At 54.7% G+C, this 23857-nt stretch carries 19 protein-coding genes; 5 read left to right on the forward strand and 14 right to left on the reverse strand.

The window, feature by feature from the left end:
• Positions 1-3: 3 nt before the first annotated feature.
• Complete coding sequence (locus B880_RS0112610; RefSeq protein WP_017347781.1) at positions 4-4863, reverse strand: alpha-2-macroglobulin family protein; 4860 nt, start codon at positions 4861-4863, stop codon at positions 4-6.
• Between the two features lie 188 nt (positions 4864-5051).
• Between B880_RS0112610 and sseA the strand changes: the two genes are divergently transcribed.
• The gene (sseA, locus tag B880_RS0112615) at positions 5052-5897 is read left to right on the forward strand and encodes a 3-mercaptopyruvate sulfurtransferase (protein ID WP_017347782.1); all 846 of its coding nucleotides are present in this window, start codon (positions 5052-5054) and stop codon (positions 5895-5897) included.
• A 32-nt stretch (positions 5898-5929) separates the two neighbouring features.
• On the opposite strand, the gene sseB is transcribed toward sseA, so the two are convergent.
• The 5 genes from sseB to trmJ form a co-directional block, all read right to left on the reverse strand.
• Entirely contained in the window at positions 5930-6697 is a 768-nt protein-coding gene (gene sseB / locus B880_RS0112620) for an enhanced serine sensitivity protein SseB (RefSeq protein ID WP_017347783.1), read from the reverse strand.
• 18 nt (positions 6698-6715) lie between these two features.
• The gene (gene pepB / locus B880_RS0112625; protein ID WP_017347784.1) at positions 6716-8002 is read right to left on the reverse strand and encodes an aminopeptidase PepB; all 1287 of its coding nucleotides are present in this window, start codon (positions 8000-8002) and stop codon (positions 6716-6718) included.
• Between the two features lie 44 nt (positions 8003-8046).
• Positions 8047-9210, reverse strand: a complete 1164-nt coding sequence (locus B880_RS0112630; protein WP_017347785.1) for an IscS subfamily cysteine desulfurase — start codon at positions 9208-9210, stop codon at positions 8047-8049.
• A 93-nt stretch (positions 9211-9303) separates the two neighbouring features.
• Positions 9304-9801 (reverse strand): Fe-S cluster assembly transcriptional regulator IscR, encoded by a 498-nt coding sequence (gene iscR / locus B880_RS0112635; protein ID WP_026042618.1) that lies wholly within the window; start codon positions 9799-9801, stop codon positions 9304-9306.
• A 159-nt stretch (positions 9802-9960) separates the two neighbouring features.
• Entirely contained in the window at positions 9961-10701 is a 741-nt protein-coding gene (gene trmJ, locus B880_RS0112640) for a tRNA (cytosine(32)/uridine(32)-2'-O)-methyltransferase TrmJ (protein WP_017347787.1), read from the reverse strand.
• Positions 10702-10827: 126 nt separating this feature from the next.
• On the opposite strand from trmJ, the gene suhB reads away from it, so the two are divergent.
• A complete protein-coding gene (gene suhB, locus B880_RS0112645) occupies positions 10828-11631 on the forward strand; it encodes an inositol-1-monophosphatase (RefSeq protein ID WP_017347788.1) in 804 nt (267 codons plus the stop codon).
• A 70-nt stretch (positions 11632-11701) separates the two neighbouring features.
• Here the strand turns inward: suhB and B880_RS0112650 are convergent, their stop codons facing one another.
• On the reverse strand, positions 11702-12685 hold the full coding sequence (locus tag B880_RS0112650) for a nickel/cobalt transporter (RefSeq protein WP_017347789.1): 984 nt from the start codon (positions 12683-12685) through the stop codon (positions 11702-11704).
• A complete protein-coding gene (locus B880_RS0112655; protein ID WP_026042619.1) occupies positions 12676-13302 on the reverse strand; it encodes a DUF1007 family protein in 627 nt (208 codons plus the stop codon). Before B880_RS0112655 ends, B880_RS0112650 begins: the two co-directional genes overlap by 10 nt.
• Before the next feature lie 156 nt (positions 13303-13458).
• Here B880_RS0112655 and csiE point away from each other — a divergent pair, with 156 nt between their 5' ends.
• The gene (gene csiE, locus B880_RS0112660; protein ID WP_017347791.1) at positions 13459-14730 is read left to right on the forward strand and encodes a stationary phase inducible protein CsiE; all 1272 of its coding nucleotides are present in this window, start codon (positions 13459-13461) and stop codon (positions 14728-14730) included.
• Here the strand turns inward: csiE and B880_RS0112665 are convergent.
• A complete protein-coding gene (locus tag B880_RS0112665) occupies positions 14701-15846 on the reverse strand; it encodes a 3-phenylpropionate MFS transporter (protein WP_017347792.1) in 1146 nt (381 codons plus the stop codon). The two genes, csiE and B880_RS0112665, sit on opposite strands and share 30 nt — an antisense overlap.
• Positions 15847-16015: 169 nt before the next feature.
• On the opposite strand from B880_RS0112665, the gene B880_RS0112670 reads away from it, so the two are divergent.
• Positions 16016-17080: a glycosyltransferase gene (locus tag B880_RS0112670; RefSeq protein ID WP_017347793.1), complete on the forward strand. Its 1065-nt coding sequence runs from the start codon at positions 16016-16018 to the stop codon at positions 17078-17080.
• A 34-nt stretch (positions 17081-17114) separates the two neighbouring features.
• On the opposite strand, the gene glyA is transcribed toward B880_RS0112670, so the two are convergent.
• A complete protein-coding gene (gene glyA / locus B880_RS0112675) occupies positions 17115-18368 on the reverse strand; it encodes a serine hydroxymethyltransferase (RefSeq protein ID WP_017347794.1) in 1254 nt (417 codons plus the stop codon).
• Positions 18369-18698: 330 nt separating this feature from the next.
• Here glyA and hmpA point away from each other — a divergent pair, with 330 nt between their 5' ends.
• Complete coding sequence (gene hmpA, locus B880_RS0112680; protein WP_036645949.1) at positions 18699-19883, forward strand: NO-inducible flavohemoprotein; 1185 nt, start codon at positions 18699-18701, stop codon at positions 19881-19883.
• Between the two features lie 38 nt (positions 19884-19921).
• On the opposite strand, the gene glnB is transcribed toward hmpA, so the two are convergent.
• The 4 genes from glnB to B880_RS0112700 form a co-directional block, all read right to left on the reverse strand.
• Positions 19922-20260 carry a nitrogen regulatory protein P-II gene (gene glnB, locus B880_RS0112685; protein WP_017347796.1) on the reverse strand — a complete coding sequence of 113 codons (339 nt, stop codon included), beginning with the start codon at positions 20258-20260 and terminating at the stop codon, positions 19922-19924.
• Positions 20261-20337: 77 nt separating this feature from the next.
• Positions 20338-21684, reverse strand: coding sequence for a two-component system response regulator GlrR (gene glrR, locus B880_RS0112690; RefSeq protein ID WP_036645935.1), 1347 nt, complete (start codon positions 21682-21684; stop codon positions 20338-20340).
• The gene (qseG, locus tag B880_RS0112695) at positions 21671-22318 is read right to left on the reverse strand and encodes a two-component system QseEF-associated lipoprotein QseG (RefSeq protein WP_026042622.1); all 648 of its coding nucleotides are present in this window, start codon (positions 22316-22318) and stop codon (positions 21671-21673) included. Before qseG ends, glrR begins: the two co-directional genes overlap by 14 nt.
• 3 nt (positions 22319-22321) lie before the next feature.
• Positions 22322-23749, reverse strand: coding sequence for a sensor histidine kinase (locus B880_RS0112700; RefSeq protein WP_026042623.1), 1428 nt, complete (start codon positions 23747-23749; stop codon positions 22322-22324).
• Between the last annotated feature and the right edge of the window lie 108 nt (positions 23750-23857).

Here is a 23857-nt window from a genome sequence, read left to right on the forward strand (position 1 = left end):
GTATTAACGTACATGCAGCCACTCCGGTGTTGTCCCAGTCGCACGCCACTCTGGCGCATACATCGACTCTACCTGCGGAGGCGGTACGTGATAGGTGCCCGGTGTCACTGCACGCGCCAGGTAAAGCAGCGTAGCAGGACGATACTCATCCACCACCAGGGCCGCCACAAATCGATCGTCGCGGAATTCAAGATGCTTGATGTCGACCTGTTGCATATCCCCAAGGCTCTCCTGCAAGGCATCCGCACTGTCACCCAGGCTGGCGCTGCTGTCAGACAGGTTCTGGTTTTCCAGCTCCAGTCCCGCAGGCAGCATATCCACCACCAGCGCATCCGCCACTCGACGATCCGCCGACACTTTCAGGCGTACCACCACCAGTTCACCGCTTTTTAGATCGGCAAAATTGACCGGTTTACCTTTGAGATCGAACATCTCACGGCTGATTTTCAATACCTGACTTTGTGCTGGCGGAGGCGTATTCGGATAGCCCACCACGGTGAGATCGCCATACAGCGGTTTCTGCCCCTGACTCGCCACACTGATCCCCTGTAACAGGCGATCCCCATTGAGCCCAACCGATGCTACCGCCTCCGCGCTAATGGGCTGTTCGCGCCCCGCCAGCGTTGCCTGCCAGGCTTCGCCACTGCCGGTTTGTAACGTCCGGGCAGCGAGGAACAGCGCATTGTTCTCCTGAGTGGAGAACCACTGTTTGCCATGCAGCTGTTTGCTGAGGCTAAACAGCAGCTGATTTTGCACGTCTGGCAGCAAATGGTTTTCCGCCAGCAGCGCGATCATTAAAGCCTGGTCGCGCACCGGGCTGCCATAGTCACCCAGCCACAGGTTTTCAGGACGTTCGAAGCTAGCTCCCTGCGCCAACGCGGCTTGCGCTCGCGGTTCGTCGCCCATTAGCTTGAGCGCCACGCCCAGCTGCATCAGCGCCAGACCGGATTTCGCCTTGTCGCGTTTGTCATACAGCACACGGAGAGCACCTAGCGGAGCCTGCTGCTGGCGAGCCAGCACTAAACCGGCGTAGGCCTGCACACTGAAACGATAAGCATCGGCATTGTCGCCATTCTGCGTATCAATCTGTGTGGGCTCCTGCAAGTAGCGCAGCATACGGCTGTCGGCCTGACTGATCACCCCATCCGGGATACTGTAACCCGCCTGGCTGGCACTCAGCAGGAAGTCGGTGACGTATGGCGTCAACCAGAACTCTTCCTCACTTTCATTACTCCACAGGCCAAAGCTCCCGTTACTACGCTGCATACCGGCAAGGCGCGCAATCCCGGTATCAACCGCCGCCCGACGAGACGCATCGCTGCCGCTTTTAATCCCCATCGCGCTTAGCTGTGCATGATCGGTAAAGACCGACGGCCAGATCCCGCTGGCGGTCTGTTCCAGACAGCCGTAAGGATAGGCATACAGCGCTTTGATATAGCTGGCGATGTTCAGCGGTGGCCGGTTGCTTAGCGCCAGCTTGCCCGTCAGGCTGGTGGTTTCCAGGCCGTTAAATGCCGCGGCTGGCACCGACCAAGGCTTATTGGCGTCAATCACCGCGTCAAAGCTCAACGTCTGTGCAGGCCAGGCTGGGCGCACCCCGATTTTCCAACTCTGCTTGCTGGGATTCACTTTTTCACCCGGCAGATTAAGGCCACTGACACTTACCTGTACCTCACCCTCACCAAAACCGTTTTGTGCTTTAACCGGGATTTGCAAAGTGGTACGCGCCCCTTTTGCCAACGTCACACTCTGGCTGGCGGCACCCGTCAGTGCGATTAATCCGCTGGCGTTAACCTCCACTTTCAGCGTTTGTGGCAGGTCGGTCAGGTTGGAGAGATCCAGCGCCAGGGTTGCGCTATCGCCTGCGGCGAGGAAGCGTGGGGTCGCCAGTTCACTGACCAGCGGTGCGGCAACCACCATTTTGCGCTCGGCCACGCCAAAGGTATCGTCACTCCATGCCTGCGCCATCAGGCGGAGTTCACCGTTAAAGGCTGGAACCGGTAATTCCAGCGTGCCTTCGCCGTTGGCATCGAGGCTAACCGACTGTAGCTGTTGCGCCACAATGCGGGCATGCGTGACCGGGGCTTTACCGCCGCGCGTGATTGCATCTGCATCGCCATCACCGCCGAAACGCAGCGCGGCCAGACGCCCACCGCCCTCAATCAGCTGTCCGTAAACGTCATACTGATCGGCGTTGTAACGTTTACGCCCAAAAAAGGCTTCCCACGGATCTGGGGTTTTATACTCCGTGATATTGAGCACGCCGCTGTCAACGGCAGAGAGCAGCACGTTGATATGCTGTGGCAATGTGCCACCACTGCGGCTGGCCTTAACCTTGATTTTCACGGTCTGTTCGGGACGGATTTTTTCCGGTGCGTCCAGCGCCAGTGTCAGCCTGCGGGCTTCGCTGCTCATCGGAAGATGTAACAGCCCAACGGCACGTTTTGGCGTCATACCACTGGTTTTATCCCCTTCACGGATCACAATCGCACTCAGGTAGAGATCGTGACGGTGCCAGCTGCTGTCGATCGGCACCGCGATGGTGCTGCCGCCAGCGGGCAGCGTAATGGGCTGATACCAAAGCGTTCCGCTACTGGACTCCACCATCAGGTAGCCTTTGCCCGCCGTCGGGGCTTCAATCTGCACCTGAGCCGTGTCGCCCGGTTGGTAGTTAGCTTTGTCCAGTTTCAGCTTGACCTGGTCCGGGCGTAATGCGCCAGTACCGTTGGTGTTATCCTGCCAGCTGTAGCCTGCGGAGAAACGCACGCTGCTGACGATCTTCTCCCCTGACTGTACCTCAAGACGGTAGCTGCCCCACTCCACCGGGAAGCTGACTTTGGTGCTGCCGCCCGCCGGGATGGTAATCTTCTGCTCATCTTCGGTCAGGTCTTTTTGGTCAAAGCGTGACTGCCAGCCTTCGCTGTCCGAGAAGCTCCAGTAGTAGTCACGGCGTTCATGAATTAACCGCACTTGCAGATCCGTTGCGGCCAGTTTTTCTCCCTGACTATTGGCGTAAACCACATCGAACTCCGCAAGGCTGTTCTCCGGGACCGTCGGTTCATCGTGGTAGCTGTCGCTGCGGTAATCATAGATGGCCGCACTGTCGAACAAGGGGCGAATACCGGGCAGTGCCGTGGCAGGCCAGATAGCCTGAGTCACGCGGCGCGTTACCGGACGCCCTCCCGTTTCCAGCAGGCTGGCCTGTAACGTAAGATTCAGCGGTGAATGCACATCCCCCCACTGGCTCTCCACTGCGAGCTGTGCGTTGCCCTGCGCATCAAGTTTGGTGTCGACTTCATCCAGCGTACGTTTCAGCCCCTGCTCGTTGATATCGCCAAACTGGTAGCCAGGCAAGTTCGCCACCGCTTCACGCGCCGGACGCAAGAACAGTAACCCCTGTAGGCTGTTACCGGCGGCTGGCGCACCGTAGAGATAACGGCCGCTCACCGCAAAATCCACATCCTCTTTCGGCTCTAACGGCACCTCACTGCTTTTTAACGTCAGTGCCATACGCTCTGGCAAGAAATCTTCAACGTGGAAAGTCCACAGCCTTGGCAGGTTGTCGCCGGTATTCACCCGCAGATTCCAGTCACCGGTCATCGCCGCTTCTGGCAACACAAAGCGCTGTTGATAGAGATCCTGATCGGGCTGCCAGACAAAGGTGCGATAGACCTCGCCGTTAGGCTGGACAATTTCGGCTTTTACCGGCTGAGCGGGCAAGGGTTTGCCATCGGCGTCACGCAATAAGGCATTAACGATGACGGTTTCACCCGGGCGATAAAGATCGCGTGGGCCAAACATAAATAACTGCTTATCAAAACCCTGCGGGCCGGTGACGGCAAATTCTGCCAGATCCAGCGCTGGCCGGCTGAGATCAATCAGTGAGGTTTGATCGCCTTGTGTTGCCAGCAGCAGCTTGCCTTTCGCTTGCTGTGCTAAGCGCAGATGGCCATTACTGCCCGTGCTTCCGCTCTCTAACTGCTGCCCTTTGGCATCCAGTAACTGGATATTGACCCCTTGCAGCGGCGCACCGCTGGCGAGGCTTTGGCTAAACAGTTCAAGCTGGGTGGGGAAGTTATGCAGCGACAGGCCGATGTCGCTCAGGGTGAACAGTGTGGCAGGCAGGCTGTAATTGTAGGTTCCCGCCTGTTTCATTACCGCGAGGTAAACCCCCGGCTGTTTCAACGCCGCGATATCTGTCAATGGCAGTTGCAGCTTCTCACGCGTATTGCGCGCCGGGTTGAGATCAAAGCGGCCGCTGTAAACCAGATCAGCATTTTTCAGCAAACCTTGTGAGGCCCAGGTCGAGAGGTTGTTGCTGTAGCCCCACTGCGCAAGGAAATCGGCCAGAGCAGCACCGCGCACGCGGAAGAAATCGACATCGACATTTGGTACATTCAAAGCCAACACCGGCAGCCCCTGCGTCAGGCGCAGCGGCAAGAGCGAGCCACGGCTGGCAAAGCCCACCATGGGCTGAATATCCCGGGTCTCAATTTTCTGGCTGAAGCGCTGTGCCAGCAGGTTGCCATCAGCGGCTTTTAATCCAGCTTCAACCTGCACGGTAAATTTGCGTGCCGGATCGGGATGACGAAAACGCAGAGTTTTGCCGTTGCTGGAAAGCTCCCAGCCGCCATCGACTTTGCCTCGTTCATCATCGGTGAGCTGAACGTAACGACTGAAATCCTGCTGTGCATCCAACGGTGTGCTGAATGTCAGGACCAGTGCTGCCGCTCCATCCAGCTGTAATTCAGAGAGATCGATAATGGTCAGCGGCTTATTCACGCTAACCGCAGGCGCTGTAGCAGCAGAGGCTGATTGTAGTAGCGCTGGCGCAGCGCCGAATAGCGTGCAGCCCAGCAGCATGCCGGACCACCACTTTCTATGTGGCATGTTCATGGTTTCTCCCTGGCTTTAAAGCCACCCAATACATGAAGTGTGATTGTGAAAACTGCTTAATTTCACATCAACTACGGCATTTAAGCAATGATTCCCTTGAGATGCGCGTTCCAATTCTGGAGACTGGGGGAAATATATCTGATCAAGAGGTTGTCATGACCACGCCCCTGTTTGTCTCTGTCGAATGGTTACAAGAACACGCCGCAGATGAAAATTTGCAGATCCTTGATGCCCGAATGCTGCCGCCAGGGCAGGAGAAAGTGCGGGATATTCAGGCGGAGTATCTGGCAGCGCATCTGGCCGATGCACCTTTCTTTGATATTGAAGCCCTTTCCGACCACAACTCCCCCTACCCACATATGATGCCGCGTCCGGAGCGTTTCGCCGTGGCGATGCGTGAACTGGGCGTCAGCAGCGAAAAACATCTGGTGGTCTACGACGAAGGCAATCTGTTCTCGGCACCGCGCGCCTGGTGGATGCTGCGCTATTTCGGTGTTGATCAGGTGTCAATTTTGGCGGGCGGGCTCGCCGCGTGGAAGGCAGCGAGTATGCCACTGGCTACCGGTCCGGTGGCGCTTGAGCAAGCGGAGTTTGAGGCGAGCCAGCCAGAAATCAGCCCTATCAAGAGCCTGAATGATGTGCTGCTGATTAGCCATGAAGGCGGTGCGCAGATTATTGATGCCCGCGCGGCTAACCGGTTTAATGCCGAGGTTGATGAACCGCGTCCGGGGCTGCTGCGTGGCCATATTCCCAACAGTTTTAACGTGCCGTGGAATAGCCTGGTGGAGAACGGCCAACTGAAAGCCGATGGGGAACTGCACCAACTGTTTAGCGATGCCGGTGTTGATATTACGCAACCGGTCGTGGCGAGTTGCGGTTCCGGTGTGACCGCCGTGGTAGTGATTCTGGCGCTGACCGCGCTGGGTGCGCGCCAGGTGAGCCTGTATGACGGCTCCTGGGGCGAGTGGGGTAGCCGCAAAGATTTACCGATTGCTCCCTGATTAAAGCAGGTGCGGCCAACGCCGCACCGCAATCAGATAATGCGCTGGCTGCCTTTAAAGTCGCGCATGAAACTGCCCCAGCGACGCTCATAGAACGGCGTGAGGTGGGCAGTAAAGAAGTGGCTCACGCCCTTATCGTCCAGACGTATCTCGCACAAATCAATCGGTTCATCTTCTGCCAGCGTATCCGTAGCGACGCTGCCTGCCGCCTGAATAATCGCATCGATATCGCTATCCGCTTCAATGCCAATCAGCAGGTTGGCGGGCTGATCGGCGCTTTCACGAATACTGGCAACAAAAGCACGACGCACCTGCTTGTATTTACTGAACAACTGCGTCAACGAATCGATCATCTGTGCTGGCGGTTCGGCCACCTCAGACAACAACAGCGCCTGCCCGCCTTCCAGCACGGTTTGCTGGCTCAGGGCGCTGCCCTCTTCTCCTAGCAGGTGTGCAATTTCTCCCGGCGAAAACTCTTTCCCGACCGGCAACTTAGGGTTTAGAAACAGGGCCTGGCCCTGCGTCATCTCAAACAAGGTGCGCACCGGCAGGCGCAGATAACCCTGCTCCTGGCTGATGGCTTCACCCATTGCTTCCAGCGAAGAGAAGAAGGGAATCACACTGCTACCATCCTCTTTTTCCCAGTGCTGCAGATCCACCGGGGTGGCGGCATCCAGCGTCAGGCTGGTGGATTCACCCGGCACCCAGGCATCTGATTCCAGCAGCAGCTGGAAAAACTCCGGGCGGTGTGCCGGTTCCGTGGCCGCTAGCGCTAATACTTCTTCCAGACGATTACTCATGCTCGGTTCCGCTTAGCCTTATTTCAACAACAGGTTAGCCAGCGTACGCACGCCCAGACCGGTAGCACCCGCAGACCACTGATCCACCGCACCTTTACGGTAGGTCGCAGAACAGTCAATGTGCAGCCAGCCCTGTTGGTATTTGCTGACGAAGTGCGAGAGGAATGCCGCAGCGGTGCTGGCCCCTGCACTGTGTGCCGGGCTGGCGATGTTGTTGAGATCGGCAAAGTTGGAAGGCAGATGGCTGCGATGGAATTCTGCCAGTGGCAGACGCCAGAAAGGCTCGTTCTCACTGGTCGCGCTGCCCAGCAACGACTGTGCTAACACGTCATCGAAGGTAAACAGGGCGTGATAATCATTGCCGAGGGCTGTTTTCGCCGCGCCGGTCAATGTAGCAGCGTCGATCAGCAGCGTTGGGTTCTGCTCGCTGGCGTCAATTAACGCATCTGCCAGTACCAGGCGACCTTCTGCATCGGTGTTCATCACTTCTACCGACTTACCGTTACGATAATGGATGATATCGCCCAGTTTGAAGGCGTTACCGCTCACCATGTTATCGGCACAGCACAGGTAGAGTTTCACTCGACGGTCCAGGCCACGCGAGATCGCTAGGGCCAGTGCGCCAGTCACCGTCGCAGCACCGCCCATGTCAGACTTCATGGAATCCATAAAGCTGCTCTGCTTCAGGCTGTAACCGCCGGTATCAAAGGTGATGCCTTTACCCACCAGACAAGCATAAACCGGCGCATTTTCATCGCCAGTAGGGTTGAAGTCCAGCGCCAGGAACACTGGCGGACGGCTTGAACCGCGCCCAACGGTATGGATACCCAGGTAGCCTTGTTCACGCAGATCTTCGCCTTTCGTGATGCGATAGCTCGCGTTCTCGCCGCCAACAGCGGTGATCAGGTCAATGGCGCTGTGCGCCAGCTCTTCCGGACCGAGCACATCAGAAGGCTGATTGATGGTGTCACGCACCCAGTTAATCGCCTGCCAGCGGCGGTCAAATTCGGCTTGATCGGCGTCGTTCAGGGTCGGCCAGTTAACCTGACGCTTGCCCTTTGGTGAGCGATAGCCCTGCCAGAAGGCCCAGCACTTCTCCAGGTCCCAGCCTTCACCGCTCAGGGTGACATGACGGATCCCTTGCCCATCCAGTTTACGCGCAGCGCGCTGAATGCGACCGTTGGCGTCATTGTCGGTTAAATGCAGCGTGAAACCTGTTTCATTGCTGCTCAGTAGGGCTTTTTCGCCCCAGCGCGCATCGGCAGGCTGGGTGCTGAGGGTGATGTTCATTGATTCAGTTGTCATCGCGTGGCTCCGTAGATTTTATGGTTTTTTCCAGCCAAATCGGGTTATTGCGCGCGGTTCAGCTCACGTAAGCGAGTGACCGATTTTTGTACCAGGGCTACGGCATAATCAATTTGCTCTTCGGTGGTAAAACGCCCCAAAGAGAAACGCAACGCACTGTAAGCCAGTGCATCACTGACGCCCATCGCCCGCAGGACATAGGAAGGCTCAAGGCTGGCGGATGTACAGGCCGACCCGCTCGACAGTGCCAGGTCTTTCAGCATCATGATCAGTGATTCGCCGTCAACATCGGCAAAACTGACATTGAGGATGTTGGCCGCGCTCTGTTCAAAATTCCCGTTGAGAGAGACGCCTTTCAGTTGGCTTAATCCCTGCCACAGGCGCGAGCGTAGCTGTGCCAGCCTTGCCATTTCAGCGCTTTGCTCTTCACGGGCAATCTGAAAGGCTTCGCCCATGCCAACAATCTGATGCACGGCCAGCGTGCCGGAACGCATACCGCGTTCATGGCCGCCACCGTGGATCTGCGCCTCAAGAGACACTTTCGGATTACGGCGTACGAACAGCCCGCCGATCCCTTTCGGTCCATAGATTTTATGGGCGGAGAACGACATCAGATCAACCGGCAAAACGCCGAGGTCGACCGGCAACTTACCGACACTCTGCGTCGCATCAACATGGAATAAGATTGCGCGCGCACGACACAGTTCCCCGGTCGCCACAATATCGTGGATCACGCCGGTTTCGTTGTTAACGTGCATCAGGGAAACCAGAATGGTATCGGCGCGTAATGCCGCTTCGACTGCGGCAGTTGAAATCGTGCCGTCCGCCTCTGGTGCTAAATAGGTGACGTCAAACCCTTCACGTTCGAGCTGCTGGCAGCTATCGAGTACCGCTTTGTGTTCGATCTGGCTGGTGATGATGTGATTACCGCGAGCGCGGTGAAAATGTGCGGCACCTTTAATGGCAAGGTTGTCAGATTCGGTGGCACCGGAAGTAAAGACGATTTCGCGGGGGTCGGCATTGAGCAACTCAGCGATTTGGTTACGCGCAACGTCAACCGCCTCTTCTGCTTGCCAGCCAAAACGGTGCCCGCGCGAAGCTGGATTACCGAAGGTGCCATCCAGCGTGAGAAACTGCATCATTTTGCTGGCCACACGCGGATCGGCCGGCGTGGTGGCGGCGTAATCCAGGTAAATCGGTAATTTCATTGCGCTAAAGCTCCGTATCTGAATGCATACGTCTTTATAGCATGATTCGGCCTTTCCCGTATTTAGCAGGAAAGGCCGCAAAGCAAGAGGTGATTAAGAGGCGCGCAGATTGACGTTGATTTCGTGAACGCGATTGTTCTGGAAACGACGGTTGTCATTCATATTCTGACGATCGGCCACATCCAGGATCTCCTGGTTATTCACCAGTTCAGCCAACGTGATGTTGTTCAGGAATTCGCTGATACGCACGCTCAGGTCACGCCACAGCACGTGAGTCAGGCAGCGCTCGCCGCCCTGGCAGCCTTCTTTGCCCTGGCATTTGGTGGCATCAACTGATTCATCGACAGCGGTGATCACTTCACCCACCGCGATGGCGGCAGAGTCTTTACCCAGCAGGTAACCACCGCCTGGACCACGTACGCTGGCAACCAGCTCGTGTTTACGTAAACGTGAGAATAACTGCTCCAGATAAGATAACGAAATGCCCTGACGCTCAGAGATATCTGCTAACGGCACCGGTCCCTCGTGCGAGTGAAGTGCAACATCAAGCATAGCGGTTACAGCATAACGTCCTTTGGATGTCAGTCTCATAGCATACGGCCTCGGTCAGCGTCCGGTTATCGGAGGGTTTCATTTGTAAACAGATGGCTGCAGTTTGTCATTCCTGAGTAATTTGGTCAACTATTTATCTGACTAATTTACTCAAGTATTTAACCGAGCGGTTTACTCAGGTATTAACCCTCTGATTTCCTACTCTTTATCGCTGCCTTTACGCTTTTCAAACGACGATAACATGCCGCGCAGGATGTTCAGCTCGTCTCTTTCCGGGCGCGAACGGGTGAATAAACGGCGCAGTTTGCTCATGACCTGGCTTGGAGTTCCTTCACGAATGAAACCACTTTTTAACATCATCTGTTCCATATGCTGGTAGAAGCGCTCCAGATCGTCCACCAATGGATAAGGGGTTTCGTCAAAGGCGGGCTTCTTCTCGCCCTGCTCCTGCGACTGCAACCATGCCATACGCACTTCGTAGGCAATCACCTGTACGGCCATCGCCAGGTTCAGCGAGCTGTAGTCCGGGTTAGCCTGAATGGCGACGTGGTAATGACATTTTTGCAGTTCGTCATTGGTCAGACCGACGCGCTCACGACCAAATACCAGAGCAACCGGAGCCTGTGCAGCCTCCTCTACGCTTTTCACACCACATTCGCGGCCATCCAGCATCGGCCACGGCAGTGTACGAGAGCGAGCACTGGTGCCAACCACCAATGCACAACCTGCAATGGCTTCATCCAGCGTATCAACAATTTTGGCTTCACCAATCACATCGCTGGCACCTGCCGCGAGAGAGATGGCCTGGGAGTCTGGTTTAACCAACGGATTCACAAGGTAAAGGTTAGTTAAGCCCATGGTTTTCATAGCACGGGCGACGGAGCCCATGTTGCCGGTGTGAGAGGTTTCCACCAGCACGATTCGAATGTTTTGCAGCATAGTGAGGAGTTGTTGTCAGAAATTTGTGGCGCGATGCTAACATAAAAGCAGGACATTTACCGAACGCGCTGTTATACTCCGCGCCGTTTGTTTCCCCCGTTCTTTAACATCCAGTGAGAGATACCGATGCATCCGATGCTCAACATCGCCGTGCGCGCAGCGCGCAAGGCCGGAAATTTAATTGCCAAGAATTATGAAACCCCGGACGCTGTCGAAGCCAGCCAGAAAGGCAGCAACGACTTCGTAACGAATGTTGACCGTGACGCAGAACGTCTGATCATTGAAGTGATCCGTAAATCTTATCCAAAACACTCGATTGTAACGGAAGAGAGCGGCGACCTGTCAGGTGAAGATCAGGATATTCAATGGGTAATCGATCCACTGGATGGCACCACCAACTTTATTAAACGCCTGCCACACTTCTCTGTTTCTATTGCTGTCCGCATCAAGGGCCGCACCGAAGTGGCTGTGGTTTATGACCCAATGCGCAACGAACTGTTCACTGCCGTACGTGGTCAGGGCGCACAGCTCAATGGTTTCCGTCTGCGTGGCAGCGTTGCTCGCGATCTCGATGGCACCATCATCGCTACCGGTTTCCCGTTCAAACTGAAACAGCACGCCACCAGCTACATCAATGTGGTTGGCAAACTGTTCACTGAGTGTGCTGATTTCCGTCGCACCGGTTCTGCCGCGCTGGATCTGGCGTATGTAGCCGCTGGCCGCGTCGATGGCTACTTCGAAATTGGCCTGAAGCCGTGGGACTTCGCCGCAGGCGATCTGCTGGTGCGTGAAGCTGGCGGCCTGGTGACTGATTTCACTGGCGGTCACAGCTACATGATGTCTGGTAACATCGTTGCCGGTAACCCACGTGTGGTTAAAGCTATGCTGGCCTCTATGCGTGATGAACTGAGCGATGCGCTGAAGCGTTAATCTCCTCAGGAATGAAAAAGCCCGCCCGCTCGTCATGAGCAGGCGGGCTTTTTTTTGTGCCGTTAACCGCTTAAATGCCCAGCGGACTGATCCCGCCACCGATTCCCGGCGTGGCGCTTTGCCACAGAATAAATGCCGCCACCAGCAGAATAATGCCACCGAGTAATCCGGACAGCGGCAGTAGCCATTTTGCGCCCTGCCCTTCACTACGCTGCCCGAGACGTTGCGCTAAAGCCCGCGAGCGATGGACCAGCAACCCAACCGCAGACACCGTCACCGCCGTTCCCAGCGCCATAATCGCCGCTGACGCCACGCCCCACCAGTAAACGCCAATCACTTTGGCGAACAGCAGCATCATGATGGCACCGGAACAGGGACGCAGTCCCATGGAGAACACCAGCAACAGTTGGGTCTTCCAGCTGACCGCCTGCGCAATTTGTTCAGCACTCGGTAAGTGAGCGTGGCCGCAACCGCAGTTTGCATCATGCTGATGCACCGGACGCAGGCTATGGATGGTGAGTTTTGGCGGCGGCTGGAGCAACGTTTTTAAGCTACGTAACGCACGCACTGAAACCCATACCCCCAGCGCCGCGATCAGCAAATAGCTGCCCTTCTCTAACCAGTAGCTACTCAGATGTAGCTGGCGGGAAGACGTTTTCAGCAGCACCAACATCACGGTCACCAGCACAATGGCAACGCCACCCTGCACCAGCGCAGCAAGCAGTGTTAACTTCAGGCTGGTTTTTAGCCGTGCGGGATGCGTCGCAAGAAAAGTGGAGATGACCACTTTGCCATGCCCTGGCCCCATCGCATGTAAGACCCCATACACCAGGCTAAACAGCATCAGCGTAACGCCCGCCTGATGCGGATGTTCTGCAACGCGCTGGAGCAGTTGCGTCATTTCGCGGTTAAGCTGTGCCTGCCAGACAATGGTCTGCATCAGCAGGGGCGTCCAGAAATACCACAGCGCAATACCCGAGAGCAGTAACAGCAGCAGGAACAGCGTCACCGGCCAGTAGCGCCGCGTGATGGGAATAACGTTAATTAATGACATGTCAGGGTTACCGTCTGAGCAAACTGGCGGCCAAGATCCATGGTCTCCGGTGGCGCATCTGCTTTATCCAGTGATAAGGCATATTGCTTCAGCGAGTCATTGGGTTTTGGCGTATGGAGATCAAAACTGCAACGCGCTTGGAGATCGGCAGGCAGCGTAAGTGCTTTGACATTGTCGTAGTACATATCGACAAAGTAGCTGGGATCGTAAGTCAGGATTTGAAAGCGCTGCGCCCCTTGTAACGAAGGCGGCTCCGCCAACGGTAAGATAAACTCCAGCACCGCTTTCGCCCCCTGGCGTGACAGGTTATATTCACTCGGCAAATCGTGGAATTTTACCCGTTGGCCATTCTGCCAGATTTCAGAGAAGTAGTGCTGCCCTAGCACCCGCGCCATCACGCCTGCCGCCAGTTTCTTCCACACCACCGATCCGGGTTTAGCATCGCCCGCGTCATACAGCAGGTCTGCCGAGGTAATCTCATCCATCGTCCAGGTCATTTTCAATCCGGAAAAATGATTGTCCTTGCTCACCAGTTCGGTTTGCATATCGATGAAACTGTGCGGATGCGCCCAGGCAACGGGAGTGAACATCAGCAGAGCCAGTAAAATCTTATTCATCATGTTATTGAACCGCCAGCGAAGCAGAAAGGCGCCTAACGTAACAAAAAATGTGACCCGGATTAAAGCCCGGCATAAAAAACCAGACGGTTAATGCGGTATTTCAGCACCCTGGCTATTCTTAGCACAAATCGACCTGCTGGATACTTCGCCTTGATGAGTGCCTCACCGCTCTTCACCCGTTCCCAGCGCCGTTGCCATCTGTTGTTACTGTTGTTTCTGCCCGCTCCCGTTCTCACCCCGGAAAAACTCTGCCAAATCAACAGAGTTGATACCGGTGTTGCGCGTGAGGATATTGTTGCCGTGGGCGAAGAAATACAGCGCTTTTACCAACTGGAGCTACATCAGATGGTGGATGGCAGCCTGCGCATTCATGGCACTGAGCTTAACCGCCGGATATGCCTGATCCATGCTTTACGACGTGCGCTACGCCTGTCGCGGGAGTTTGTTTGCCAGGCGTTTAGTACCCCATTACGCCAGCGTCTGAAGCTGTTAAAAGTGGAAAAAGCGCTGTATGACGACACCAATTTGCAGGCATTAATTCACCATTGCGAGCTGCGGCTGGGGCGGGAATTTAACGAGCGGGACCAGGTGTTTCTGCAACTCTATTTCAAGTTTGTCCTGTGCCAGCGCCACACCCCGCTGTTTAGCGCGGCGCAGCAGCAGTGGCTGGCACAAAAACCCGAGCGTAATGCCGCTGAAGATGTGGTACGTCACTGGCAGAAACGCAGCCACCTGGTACCTGGTGAGGGTGAAACCGATTTCGGCACGCTGCTGTTTGCGTTGATGCACGCTCCCGGCCCCGATTCACTGCAACACCCGTGCGGTGTGCGACTGCGGCAGGCGGTAACCCGGCTGATAGCACACTTTGAGCAGGAAGCGGGAACGCTGTTTAAGCAGCGCGGTGAACTTCGTCAACAGCTCTATACCCACCTGGCGCAGGCACTGGATCGTAGCTACTTTGCGATTGGCATTGATAACAGCGTGGCATTAGATGTGGCACAGCTTTACCCCCGATTACTGCGTACCACCCAGGTGGCATTACAGGCCTTTGAAGCTGGCTATCAGGTCACTTTAAGTGAAGAGGAAGTTAGCCTGGTCGCAGTGATTTTTGGTGCCTGGCTGATGCAGGATAACGCCTTGCAGGAAAAGCAGGTCCTGTTACTCACGCACGAGGACGCGGAAGCGGAGCGGGCGCTGGAAAGGCAGATTCGCGACATCACTTTACTGCCGTTTACCCTGCGCTACCAGGATCTCGGTGATTTCCAGCAACAGGGCGCGCCCGATGAGATAGATTTGGTGGTGACGCCCTATATGACGTCACTGCCGCTCTACTCGCCGCCGCTGATCCTGGCACAAGTGCCGCTGACGGATGAACAGCAAATGCACATCCGCCAGTTACTGGATTCTGGCTACGCGCGGTCGTAAAAACAGCGCTGGCAGTACCACCAATGCCATGACCCAGAACAGATGGCCTTGTAGATGGGTAAACAGGACGCCGCAAATCATGGTCATCACCGCAATCCCACCGCCCATTGCCAGCGCCGAATAGAGTGATTGCAAACGAATAACCTGAGCACCCTGACGTGATGAGATAAATCGCATCGCCGCCAGATGGCACACGGTGAAACTTCCGCAATGGAGAATCTGCGCCACAATCAACAACGGCAGTGCGCTGCTTGAACCCAGTAATGTCCAGCGAATCAGTGCGCAGACGGCAGAGAGGAGCAGTAAGTCACGTGCGGTCCAACGACGAAACAGCCGGTGGCTCAGGGCAAAAATCACAATCTCAGCCACCACGCCCAGTGACCAAAGGTAGCCCACTACCGTCGCGGAGTAGCCCTGCTCCTGCCACCAGATGGCGCTAAAGCCATAGTATGCCGCATGGGCGCCCTGCATCAGGGTGACACAAAGCATAAAGCGCCTGACCGCACTCTCCCGTAGCAGTTCACGCCAGGCTTGCCAGCCCACCGCACCGCTTTGCCGTTCCTCCCCCTGGGGTTTGGTTGCGGGCGGTATCAACATGCCCGCCAGCATCGCTAATAACCCAGCGCTTAATAACACCAGAATCGCCTGCGAGGAGTACGCGCTGACCAGCATTCCGGTGAGTGCTGAGCTAATGACAAATGCCAGCGATCCCCACAGGCGCACCGGGCCATACACCAGGCCGATTTGCTGGGTCCAGGTCGCGGCTAATGCATCGGTCAACGGCACCAGCGGTGAGAAAAACAGGTTGAAACCGACCATTACCAGCAGCAGCCATAACCACTGCTGACCGATCCAATACCCCACGGCGAACAGGCAGGTCATCAACGCCAGTGCCCGCAGGACAGTAATCAGTTGTGAAGGATTTTTTACCTGGGAGGAGAGCAGCAGGCTCCCCACAAACCGCGCCACCATGCCGCAGCCGAGCAGCAGGCCAATTTTCTCCGCATCCAGTCCGCTGCCCTTGAGCCAGACACTCCAGAAAGGTAAATAAATGCCGTAGCAAAAAAAGTAGGTGAAGTAGCTCAGACCGAGCCATCTTGCTGATTTGAGTATCATTATCCCTCCGACGATGGAGCAGCTACTTTGTCAGAAAGGTAAATAAAATAAAAGAATATTTAAAATAAAAAGACGCTAACTCTTTAACAGACAAAAACAAGACCTGGCTTAGCTTTGAGAAGAGAAAAAAAACGTACAATTTCTCTGCTAATCATAGGTGAAATAAAAAATGAAAAATATCAAACGTGTGCTGGTGCTTTCAGAGGTCAGATCAGGGCATGGTGGTTTAGAAAATGTAACCCGCTTTTTTATCAATACCCTTAATGAAGATCCAGAATTTAATAGCTCACTCTACTTTTTCCACAATGGTGAAAAGCCGACGTCAAACACATGGATTAACAACCTGGAATGCTACTACAGTAAAAAAATAAGCAAGAATCAAAAACTGAATTGTTATTTCCACATTGTAAAACTGGCTTTATTTATTAAAAAAAACCGACCTGATATATTAATAGCGTTAGGCACCAGAGAGTGTCATATCGCAGGATGGGCAATTAAGATGTCATGCCTGAATATCACCCTGTATTCATGGATGCATAGCCCACCAAACTTGAAATATAGACCGGGCTACCTGACTATGGCCCATCGTCATTTAGCCATTAGTAATGAAGTCGCTACACAGTTAATCGCGTTGGGTGCACGAAAAAATGACATCGACCTGATATATAATTTTGTTAAGCCATCAGAGATCACAATTGGAAGGCCAAAAAAACTCAAAATTTTGTATGTTGGTCGGATACTCTATGAAGAAGAAAAAAGATTAAAAACACTTTTTGAAGCATTGCGATTATTATGTATCCCATGGTCTCTGGACGTTATTGGCGATGGGAAAGACAAAGTGACATGCCAAAATAAAGCAACAGAATGGGGTATAGATAATAACATCACATGGCATGGATGGCAGGAAGAGCCTTGGGATTATATTGAGAAGCAGATTAATGAAATAAGCTGCCTGGTATTAACCTCCCGTTTTGAAGGTTTTGGCATGGTATTAGTTGAAGCAATGTCCCGAGGAATTTACTGCATCTCATCGGATTGTGGTGGCCCGAAAGATATCATTGCAGAAAAAGTAAACGGTGAGTTTTTTACCATTGATGACGCTAAACAATTAGCCATGATTCTGGCCTCTTTACCCAATCGTACCGACCTTCCTGGAGCTGAAACCATTAAAGCCAGCATCAGAGAGTTTCATGAAGATCTCTATATCCGGCGCATAAAAAAAAGCCTCGCTTAGCGAGGCTTTTCATTCAGGCAAACGTCAGCAGTTATCAGGCATACACTGGCAGACGAGCACAGATTGCCAGTACTTTCTGCTTGGTGCTTTCGATGATCGCTTCGTCATTGATGTTGTCCAACACGTCAGCGATCCAGCCAGCCAGTTCACGTACGTCAGCTTCTTTGAAGCCACGACGGGTAACGGCTGGCGTACCGATACGCACACCAGAGGTGACGAACGGGCTCTTAGGATCGTTTGGAACGCTGTTCTTGTTCACGGTGATGTAGGCGCGGCCCAGGGCAGCATCAGCATCTTTACCGGTCAGACCTTTGCTGACCAGGTCAATCAGGAACAGGTGGTTTTCAGTGCCACCAGAAACGATGTCGTAGCCACGTGCCAGCAGCACTTCTACCATCGCTTTCGCATTCACAGTCACCTGCTGCTGGAAAGTTTTGAACTCAGGTTCCAGCGCTTCTTTGAAGGCAACAGCTTTACCTGCGATCACGTGCATCAGTGGGCCGCCCTGGCCGCCTGGGAACACCGCAGAGTTCAGCTTCTTGTAAAACTCTTCAGTACCACCTTGTGCCAGGATCAGGCCGCCACGTGGACCCGCCAGGGTTTTGTGGGTGGTAGAGGTGACAACGTGTGCGTGTGGAACTGGGTTCGGGTAAACGTCTGCCGCAACCAGGCCCGCTACGTGTGCCATATCAACGAACAGGTAAGCGCCTACGCTGTCTGCGATTTCACGCATTTTTGCCCAGTCAACTTTGCCTGAGTATGCAGAGAAGCCGCCAACGATCATTTTAGGCTGATGAGTTTTTGCCAGCTCAGCCAGTTCGTCGTAGTTAATTTTGCCGGTTTCATCAATGCCGTAAGGGATGAAGTTGTACAGCTTACCAGACAGGTTTACCGGAGAACCGTGAGTCAGGTGGCCGCCGTGTGCCAGGTTCATACCCAGAATGGTGTCGCCCGGCTCCAGCAGTGAGGTGTAAACCGCGAAGTTAGCCTGTGAACCAGAGTGTGGCTGCACGTTAGCAAAGTCAGCACCGAACAGCGCTTTTGCACGGTCGATAGCCAGTTGCTCAACAATATCAACATACTCACAGCCGCCGTAGTAGCGTTTGCCCGGATACCCTTCCGCGTATTTGTTGGTGAGCTGTGAACCTTGCGCCTGCATTACACGCGGGCTGGTGTAGTTTTCTGAAGCAATCAGTTCAATGTGCTCTTCCTGACGCACTTTCTCCTGCTCCATCGCCTGCCACAACTCGGCATCATAATCGGCAATGTTCATATCACGCTTTAACATCCGGATCTCCTGACTCAGCTAACTTTCTGTAACGGTAATAATGGCCCGCGAGGGCGAAGGCACACAGTGTAAACCGTTTTGGGCAGTGAAGGTAGCACCCTGACACTCTTTTTGCGCAAACGATTGGCACCCTTTCGCCACGCGGGTTTCATCCTTTTTTTCCCGCCCTGAATTTCATGGTATTTCCCCCGATGGAACCGCCTTTTTTTGCTTTCAGTGGCCGTAAAAGTTGCCGCTTTTGTCCCCTTGCTAACTATCCGGTTATTTACAACCCAATGCGACAGGCATAACATGCATTTAAAATACATGTTTAAAAAACAGGATACGCCGATGTTAGATGCTCAAACTATTGCCACCGTAAAATCCACCCTGCCTGCCGTTGCGGCGGTTGGACCGGAGCTGACTCGCCATTTTTATGATCGTTTGCTGTCACATCACCCTGAGCTGAAAAATGTGTTCAACATGAGCAATCAGCGCAATGGCGATCAACGTGAAGCGTTGTTCAATGCCATCGCCGCGTATGCCAGTAACCTTGAGAACCTGGCGGTGTTATTGCCTGCGGTTGAAAAAATTGCCCAGAAGCACACCAGCCTGAATATCAAGCCTGAGCAATATGCGGTGGTGGGTGAACACTTACTGGCAACCATTCAGGAACTGATGGACCCCGGCGAAGAAGTGCTGGCAGCATGGGGCCGTGCTTATGGTGTGCTGGCCGATGTGTTCATTCAGCGCGAAGAGAGCATCTATCATCAGTCTGAAACGGCAAACGGCGGCTGGCGCGGGACACGCGAATTCCGCATCAGTGCGATTACCGATCAGAGCAGCGTGATTAAGAGCATCGAACTGACGCCGGTAGACGGTGCGGCTGTGGTCGATTATCGTCCAGGTCAGTACCTTTCTTTGTATGTGCAGGCAGAAGGCATGGCGAACCGCCAGATCCGCCAGTATTCATTGACGGCCACGCCGAATGGGCGCAACTACCGCATTGCGGTTAAACATGAGTCTGCGGGCACGGTGTCTGGCTGGCTGCATGAACAGGCAAAAGTGGGTGATGTAGTTGAGCTGGCTGCGCCGCACGGCGACTTTTTCCTTGATGTGGATGCTCAAACTCCCGTCGCGCTGATCTCCGCTGGCGTTGGACAAACCCCGATGCTGGCCATGCTGCATCAGCTGGCGTCACAGCACCATGCCGCCCCGGTAACCTGGTTACATGCCAGCGAAAATGGGCAGCAACATGCCTTCGCGGCGGAAGTGACACAAGCCGGAAAAAATCTGGCCCACTTTAGCCAGCACATCTGGTATCGCACACCGGAAATCAACGACTCAGGTCGGTTTGATCAGCAAGGATTGATGGATTTAAGTCAGGTTTCCGCAGCCATTGCCGGTGAAAATCAGCAGTTCTATCTGTGCGGACCGCTAGGGTTTATGCAGTTTGTTGCCGGTCAGTTGCGTGATGCTGGCGTGGCAGCAGAACGCATTCACTACGAAGTGTTTGGTCCACATAAAGTGGTGTAACTGAGCCGCCCGCAGCCTGGCAGCTGCGGGCGAAGGCTTTAGATCGCCTCTTCATCTTCTTCGCCGGTACGGATACGCACCACACGAGCGACATCAAAGACAAAGATCTTACCGTCACCGATTTTGCCGGTCTGCGCAGTTTTCATGATAGTTTCAACGCAGGTGTCTACGATGTCATCACCCACTACCATTTCGATTTTTACTTTTGGCAGAAAGTCGACCATGTACTCCGCACCGCGATACAGCTCAGTGTGGCCTTTCTGGCGACCAAAACCTTTCACTTCGGTAACGGTCATACCGGTGATGCCTACTTCAGCAAGTGCTTCGCGCACATCATCCAGCTTGAACGGTTTGATAATTGCATCGATCTTTTTCATGACAGACCCTTTTCTCGCTCCCTCCGTGCCCGGATGGGGTTCCGAATAAGTATAAGTGTGTTTGGCAGCGTTGCAGCCTAATCTTTAAAGTCGCTGGCGTCTAGCTCATGGCGTGACAGCAGCTTATAAAACTCCGTACGGTTTCGTCCAGCCAGACGCGCCGCATGTGTGACATTACCTTTGGTGATTTGCAGCAGCTTGCGTAAATAGTTCAGCTCGAACTGGTTACGTGCCTCAACAAACGTCGGCAATGCACTGTTCTCTTCTGCCAACGCCTGCGAGACCAGCGCATCCCCAATCACCGGAGAGGAACTTAAGGCCACACACTGCTCAATCACGTTCACCAGCTGACGGACGTTGCCCGGCCAACTGGCGGAAATCAGTCTTTTCATCGCATCGGCGGAGATACTGCGTACAAACGGCTTATGCTTTTCCGCAGCCTGACGCAGTAAATGGTTAGCCAGCAGCGGAATATCTTCCGTACGCTCATGCAAGGCCGGAATGCGCAGGTTAACCACGTTAAGCCGGTAATAGAGATCTTCACGGAACTGCTTTTTTTCCATGGCTTTGGGCAAGTCACGGTGGGTCGCACTGATAATCCGGACGTTGATATCACAGTCCTGATTGCTGCCCAGCGGGCGCACTTTACGCTCCTGCAACACGCGTAGCAGTTTTACCTGCAAACTTTGTGGCATGTCGCCAATCTCGTCGAGGAATAAGGTGCCCCCTTCGGCGGCCTGGAACAGCCCTTCCCTCGCGCTGACCGCGCCGGTAAACGCGCCACGCGCATGACCAAACAGTTCTGATTCAAGAAGTTGTTCCGGCAGCGCCCCACAGTTAATGGCAATAAAAGGCTGAGCCGCGCGCGGGCTGGCGGCATGAATCGCCTGTGCCAGCACTTCTTTGCCGGTTCCGCTTTGCCCGTTAATCAGGATGCTGACATCCGATTGCGCCACCATGTGCGCCTGTTCCAACAGCCGCAACATCTGCGGGCTGCGCGTGACAATTGCAGCACGCCAGCGATCGTCATTTTGCGGTGCTCGCAGGGATAAGGCTTCATCAATCGCCTTATACAGTGCATCGCGGTCTACCGGCTTGGTCAGGAAGCTGAACACCCCTTGTTGCGTTGCAGCCACCGCATCCGGGATCGAACCATGCGCGGTGAGAATGATTACAGGGAGTCCTGCATGGCGCTGCTGAATTTCAGCAAACAGCGCCAGCCCATCCATTTCATCCATGCGCAGATCGCTGATCACCAGATCAACACGATCCCGGGCGATCAGCCGCAGTGCTTCTGGCCCTGAGGCCGCCGTCGCTACCTGAAACCCCTCACTGCTCAGTCGCATGCCCAGCAGTTTGAGTAGCCCAGGATCGTCATCCACCAGTAACAGACGTGCCGAGTGTTTCACTTTATGGCTCCTCATGGGCTGCGTGCGTGCTGTCACTGGCATCCGGTGATTTACGGGATGAGAGCTGACGTTCAATGTCAGCCAGCCGTTGCAGCTTACGCTGCGTCTCTGCCTGCGCTTGGCGTGACTGGCTCAACTGCTGTTGTAGCTGCTCCAGCTGCCCGTCACTGCCCTGTTGCAGCTTAAACGCCCGGGTACGGGTTTCGCTTAGCTCTAGCTGTGCGGCCTGCTGGCTGCGCCAGAGTTGGATTAACGGCCGAACCTGGCTGGGGAATTCGGTGCTGTAGCTGTCGAGTGCGTTGACAAAATCGCGCCGTTCGGGCGGTGTGACATTGCCATTCGCTAATAAAATGCCCTGCTTAAAGGCGCGGGACCAGCTCTCTACTGGCCAGCCGTGGGCTTCCGCCCGCGCATCTGCCGGCGACAGACGGTCAGCGCAGTCAATCGCTCTTAACCAGTAAAGGGGATTGCTCATCGCCGAGGCGGCTTCAATGTGCCAGACATCCCGGCAATCAGTGGCGAGGTAGTCGGGCAGCTGTAATACCGGTTCGGCCACTTTGTGGCTATCGCTGGCAACCGAAGGCACCTTAGTCGTACTGCAAGCGCTGAGCAGCAAAGCGCTCAGCAATAGGGGCATGACCATTCTCATTCGTCAGGGTTTTCCGGCTGTGGCGTTTAATTCAATACGAAAACAGACATCGGCGTCTTTACAGTCAACCAGTTTCAGGTCGCCCTGCATATGCCGCAGACAGTCACGCGCAATGCTTAACCCAAGGCCACTGCCCTTTACCGGCCCTTTGCGCTGCTGACTTCCCTGATAAAAGGGCTCGAAAATCATATCGCGCTCGGTCACGGGGATCGGGGTGCCACTGTTGGCCACTTCAATCGATACTTTGTTGCCTGATAGTTGGCTACGCAGCCAGATGTTACCGGATTCAGCCCCATAGTTCACGGCGTTAGAGTAGAGATTATCCAGTACCCGCATTAATAGCGTAGGCTCTGCCAGACAGTGGCTGGCGGCGAAATCGATGTGGGTTTGCATCTGTTTACTGCGCGCTGGCAAAGCGTGGGCGCGAATCACCTCTTCCAGCAGTTCATCGAGATTGATGGTTTGCAGGCTGATCGGCCCATCCATCAGTTTACGGTTGTACTCCAGCAGCTGTTCAATCAGCTGTTGCAGGTGGCGGCTACTGTTATCCAGAATCGTGACGACCTCTTTCTGCTCGCCATTAAGGCTCCCCACCACTTCATCCGCCAGCAGTTCCGTGCCTTCGCGCAGGCTGGCGAGCGGGGTTTTCAGCTCATGGGACAGGTGGCGCAAAAACTCATGCCGCTGGGTTTCCAGCCAGGCCAGGCGTTCGCTCAGCCAAATGATGCGCTGTGCCAGCGAACGAAGCTCTCTCGGGCCACGAAAACGGCTGTTTTGCCCAATGGCTTTCCCCTCTCCCAGACGGTTGATCATCCGTTCGACTTGTTTGACCGGGCCGATAATCATTCCGGTAAACAGCAACACCAGACACAGGCTGATGACAAACAGGATCAACGCCTGCCAGCCAAAGAACTGACCGCGATCGGCAATTTCACGTTGCAACTGCAAGCCACGGGAGAACACCACATCACGCGTTTCCTGCACCATCTGGGTGTTGGTGGCGGAGAATTTATCCAGCGCCTCTGCGGCCTCACCGCCTGGGTTGCCGTTTTCACAGTGCAGCTGTGCCAGTTGCGGCAGGGTTTGCTGTAACACCGCAAATGCTTTGAGCTCCGGCAAGCTGGCGCTGTGGGTGCTCAGCATCTGGCTGTAACGGATTTGCTGAGTCTGGTAGAGCTTTGCCAGCGTTTCATCACCCAGCACACAGTACTGACGGTAGCTGCGCTCCAGTTCCAGCGCCGTGCGCGCCATTGCTTCGCTGCGCCGCACATCGGTGAAGGTATTGCGGTTGGTATCAGCCGCCTGATCGCTGAGTGCCGAGAGGCTTTCCCACGCCTGCCAGGCCAGCACTAACAGCGGCAATAACACCAGCAGAAAGGCCATCAACACCAGCTGACGTAGGGATCGAGGAAAGAGACGCCATTTTTTCACAGAGAGGTTCTCGCTTAACCGTGCTGTGCGGATGCTAACCAACTCTGGCAAGGGAAGATAGTAGAAAAGAGAACGGCAGGCGCAATGGCCTGCCGTTGGCACGTCGCC

This window comes from Pantoea sp. A4 (assembly GCF_000295955.2).
In the GTDB taxonomy this organism is placed as follows: domain Bacteria; phylum Pseudomonadota; class Gammaproteobacteria; order Enterobacterales; family Enterobacteriaceae; genus Pantoea; species Pantoea multigeneris.

Excerpts from the sequence above, each read along its gene's own strand:
- B880_RS0112610 (WP_017347781.1), bottom strand. The coding sequence starts at position 4,863 with ATGCTGCTGGGCTGCACGCTATTCGGCGCTGCGCCAGCGCTACTACAA.
- sseA (WP_017347782.1), top strand. The coding sequence starts at position 5,052 with ATGACCACGCCCCTGTTTGTCTCTGTCGAATGGTTACAAGAACACGCC.
- sseB (WP_017347783.1), bottom strand. The coding sequence starts at position 6,697 with ATGAGTAATCGTCTGGAAGAAGTATTAGCGCTAGCGGCCACGGAACCG.
- pepB (WP_017347784.1), bottom strand. The coding sequence starts at position 8,002 with ATGACAACTGAATCAATGAACATCACCCTCAGCACCCAGCCTGCCGAT.
- B880_RS0112630 (WP_017347785.1), bottom strand. The coding sequence starts at position 9,210 with ATGAAATTACCGATTTACCTGGATTACGCCGCCACCACGCCGGCCGAT.
- iscR (WP_026042618.1), bottom strand. The coding sequence starts at position 9,801 with ATGAGACTGACATCCAAAGGACGTTATGCTGTAACCGCTATGCTTGAT.
- trmJ (WP_017347787.1), bottom strand. The coding sequence starts at position 10,701 with ATGCTGCAAAACATTCGAATCGTGCTGGTGGAAACCTCTCACACCGGC.
- suhB (WP_017347788.1), top strand. The coding sequence starts at position 10,828 with ATGCATCCGATGCTCAACATCGCCGTGCGCGCAGCGCGCAAGGCCGGA.
- B880_RS0112650 (WP_017347789.1), bottom strand. The coding sequence starts at position 12,685 with ATGTCATTAATTAACGTTATTCCCATCACGCGGCGCTACTGGCCGGTG.
- B880_RS0112655 (WP_026042619.1), bottom strand. The coding sequence starts at position 13,302 with ATGAATAAGATTTTACTGGCTCTGCTGATGTTCACTCCCGTTGCCTGG.
- csiE (WP_017347791.1), top strand. The coding sequence starts at position 13,459 with ATGAGTGCCTCACCGCTCTTCACCCGTTCCCAGCGCCGTTGCCATCTG.
- B880_RS0112665 (WP_017347792.1), bottom strand. The coding sequence starts at position 15,846 with ATGATACTCAAATCAGCAAGATGGCTCGGTCTGAGCTACTTCACCTAC.
- B880_RS0112670 (WP_017347793.1), top strand. The coding sequence starts at position 16,016 with ATGAAAAATATCAAACGTGTGCTGGTGCTTTCAGAGGTCAGATCAGGG.
- glyA (WP_017347794.1), bottom strand. The coding sequence starts at position 18,368 with ATGTTAAAGCGTGATATGAACATTGCCGATTATGATGCCGAGTTGTGG.
- hmpA (WP_036645949.1), top strand. The coding sequence starts at position 18,699 with ATGTTAGATGCTCAAACTATTGCCACCGTAAAATCCACCCTGCCTGCC.
- glnB (WP_017347796.1), bottom strand. The coding sequence starts at position 20,260 with ATGAAAAAGATCGATGCAATTATCAAACCGTTCAAGCTGGATGATGTG.
- glrR (WP_036645935.1), bottom strand. The coding sequence starts at position 21,684 with ATGAGGAGCCATAAAGTGAAACACTCGGCACGTCTGTTACTGGTGGAT.
- qseG (WP_026042622.1), bottom strand. The coding sequence starts at position 22,318 with ATGAGAATGGTCATGCCCCTATTGCTGAGCGCTTTGCTGCTCAGCGCT.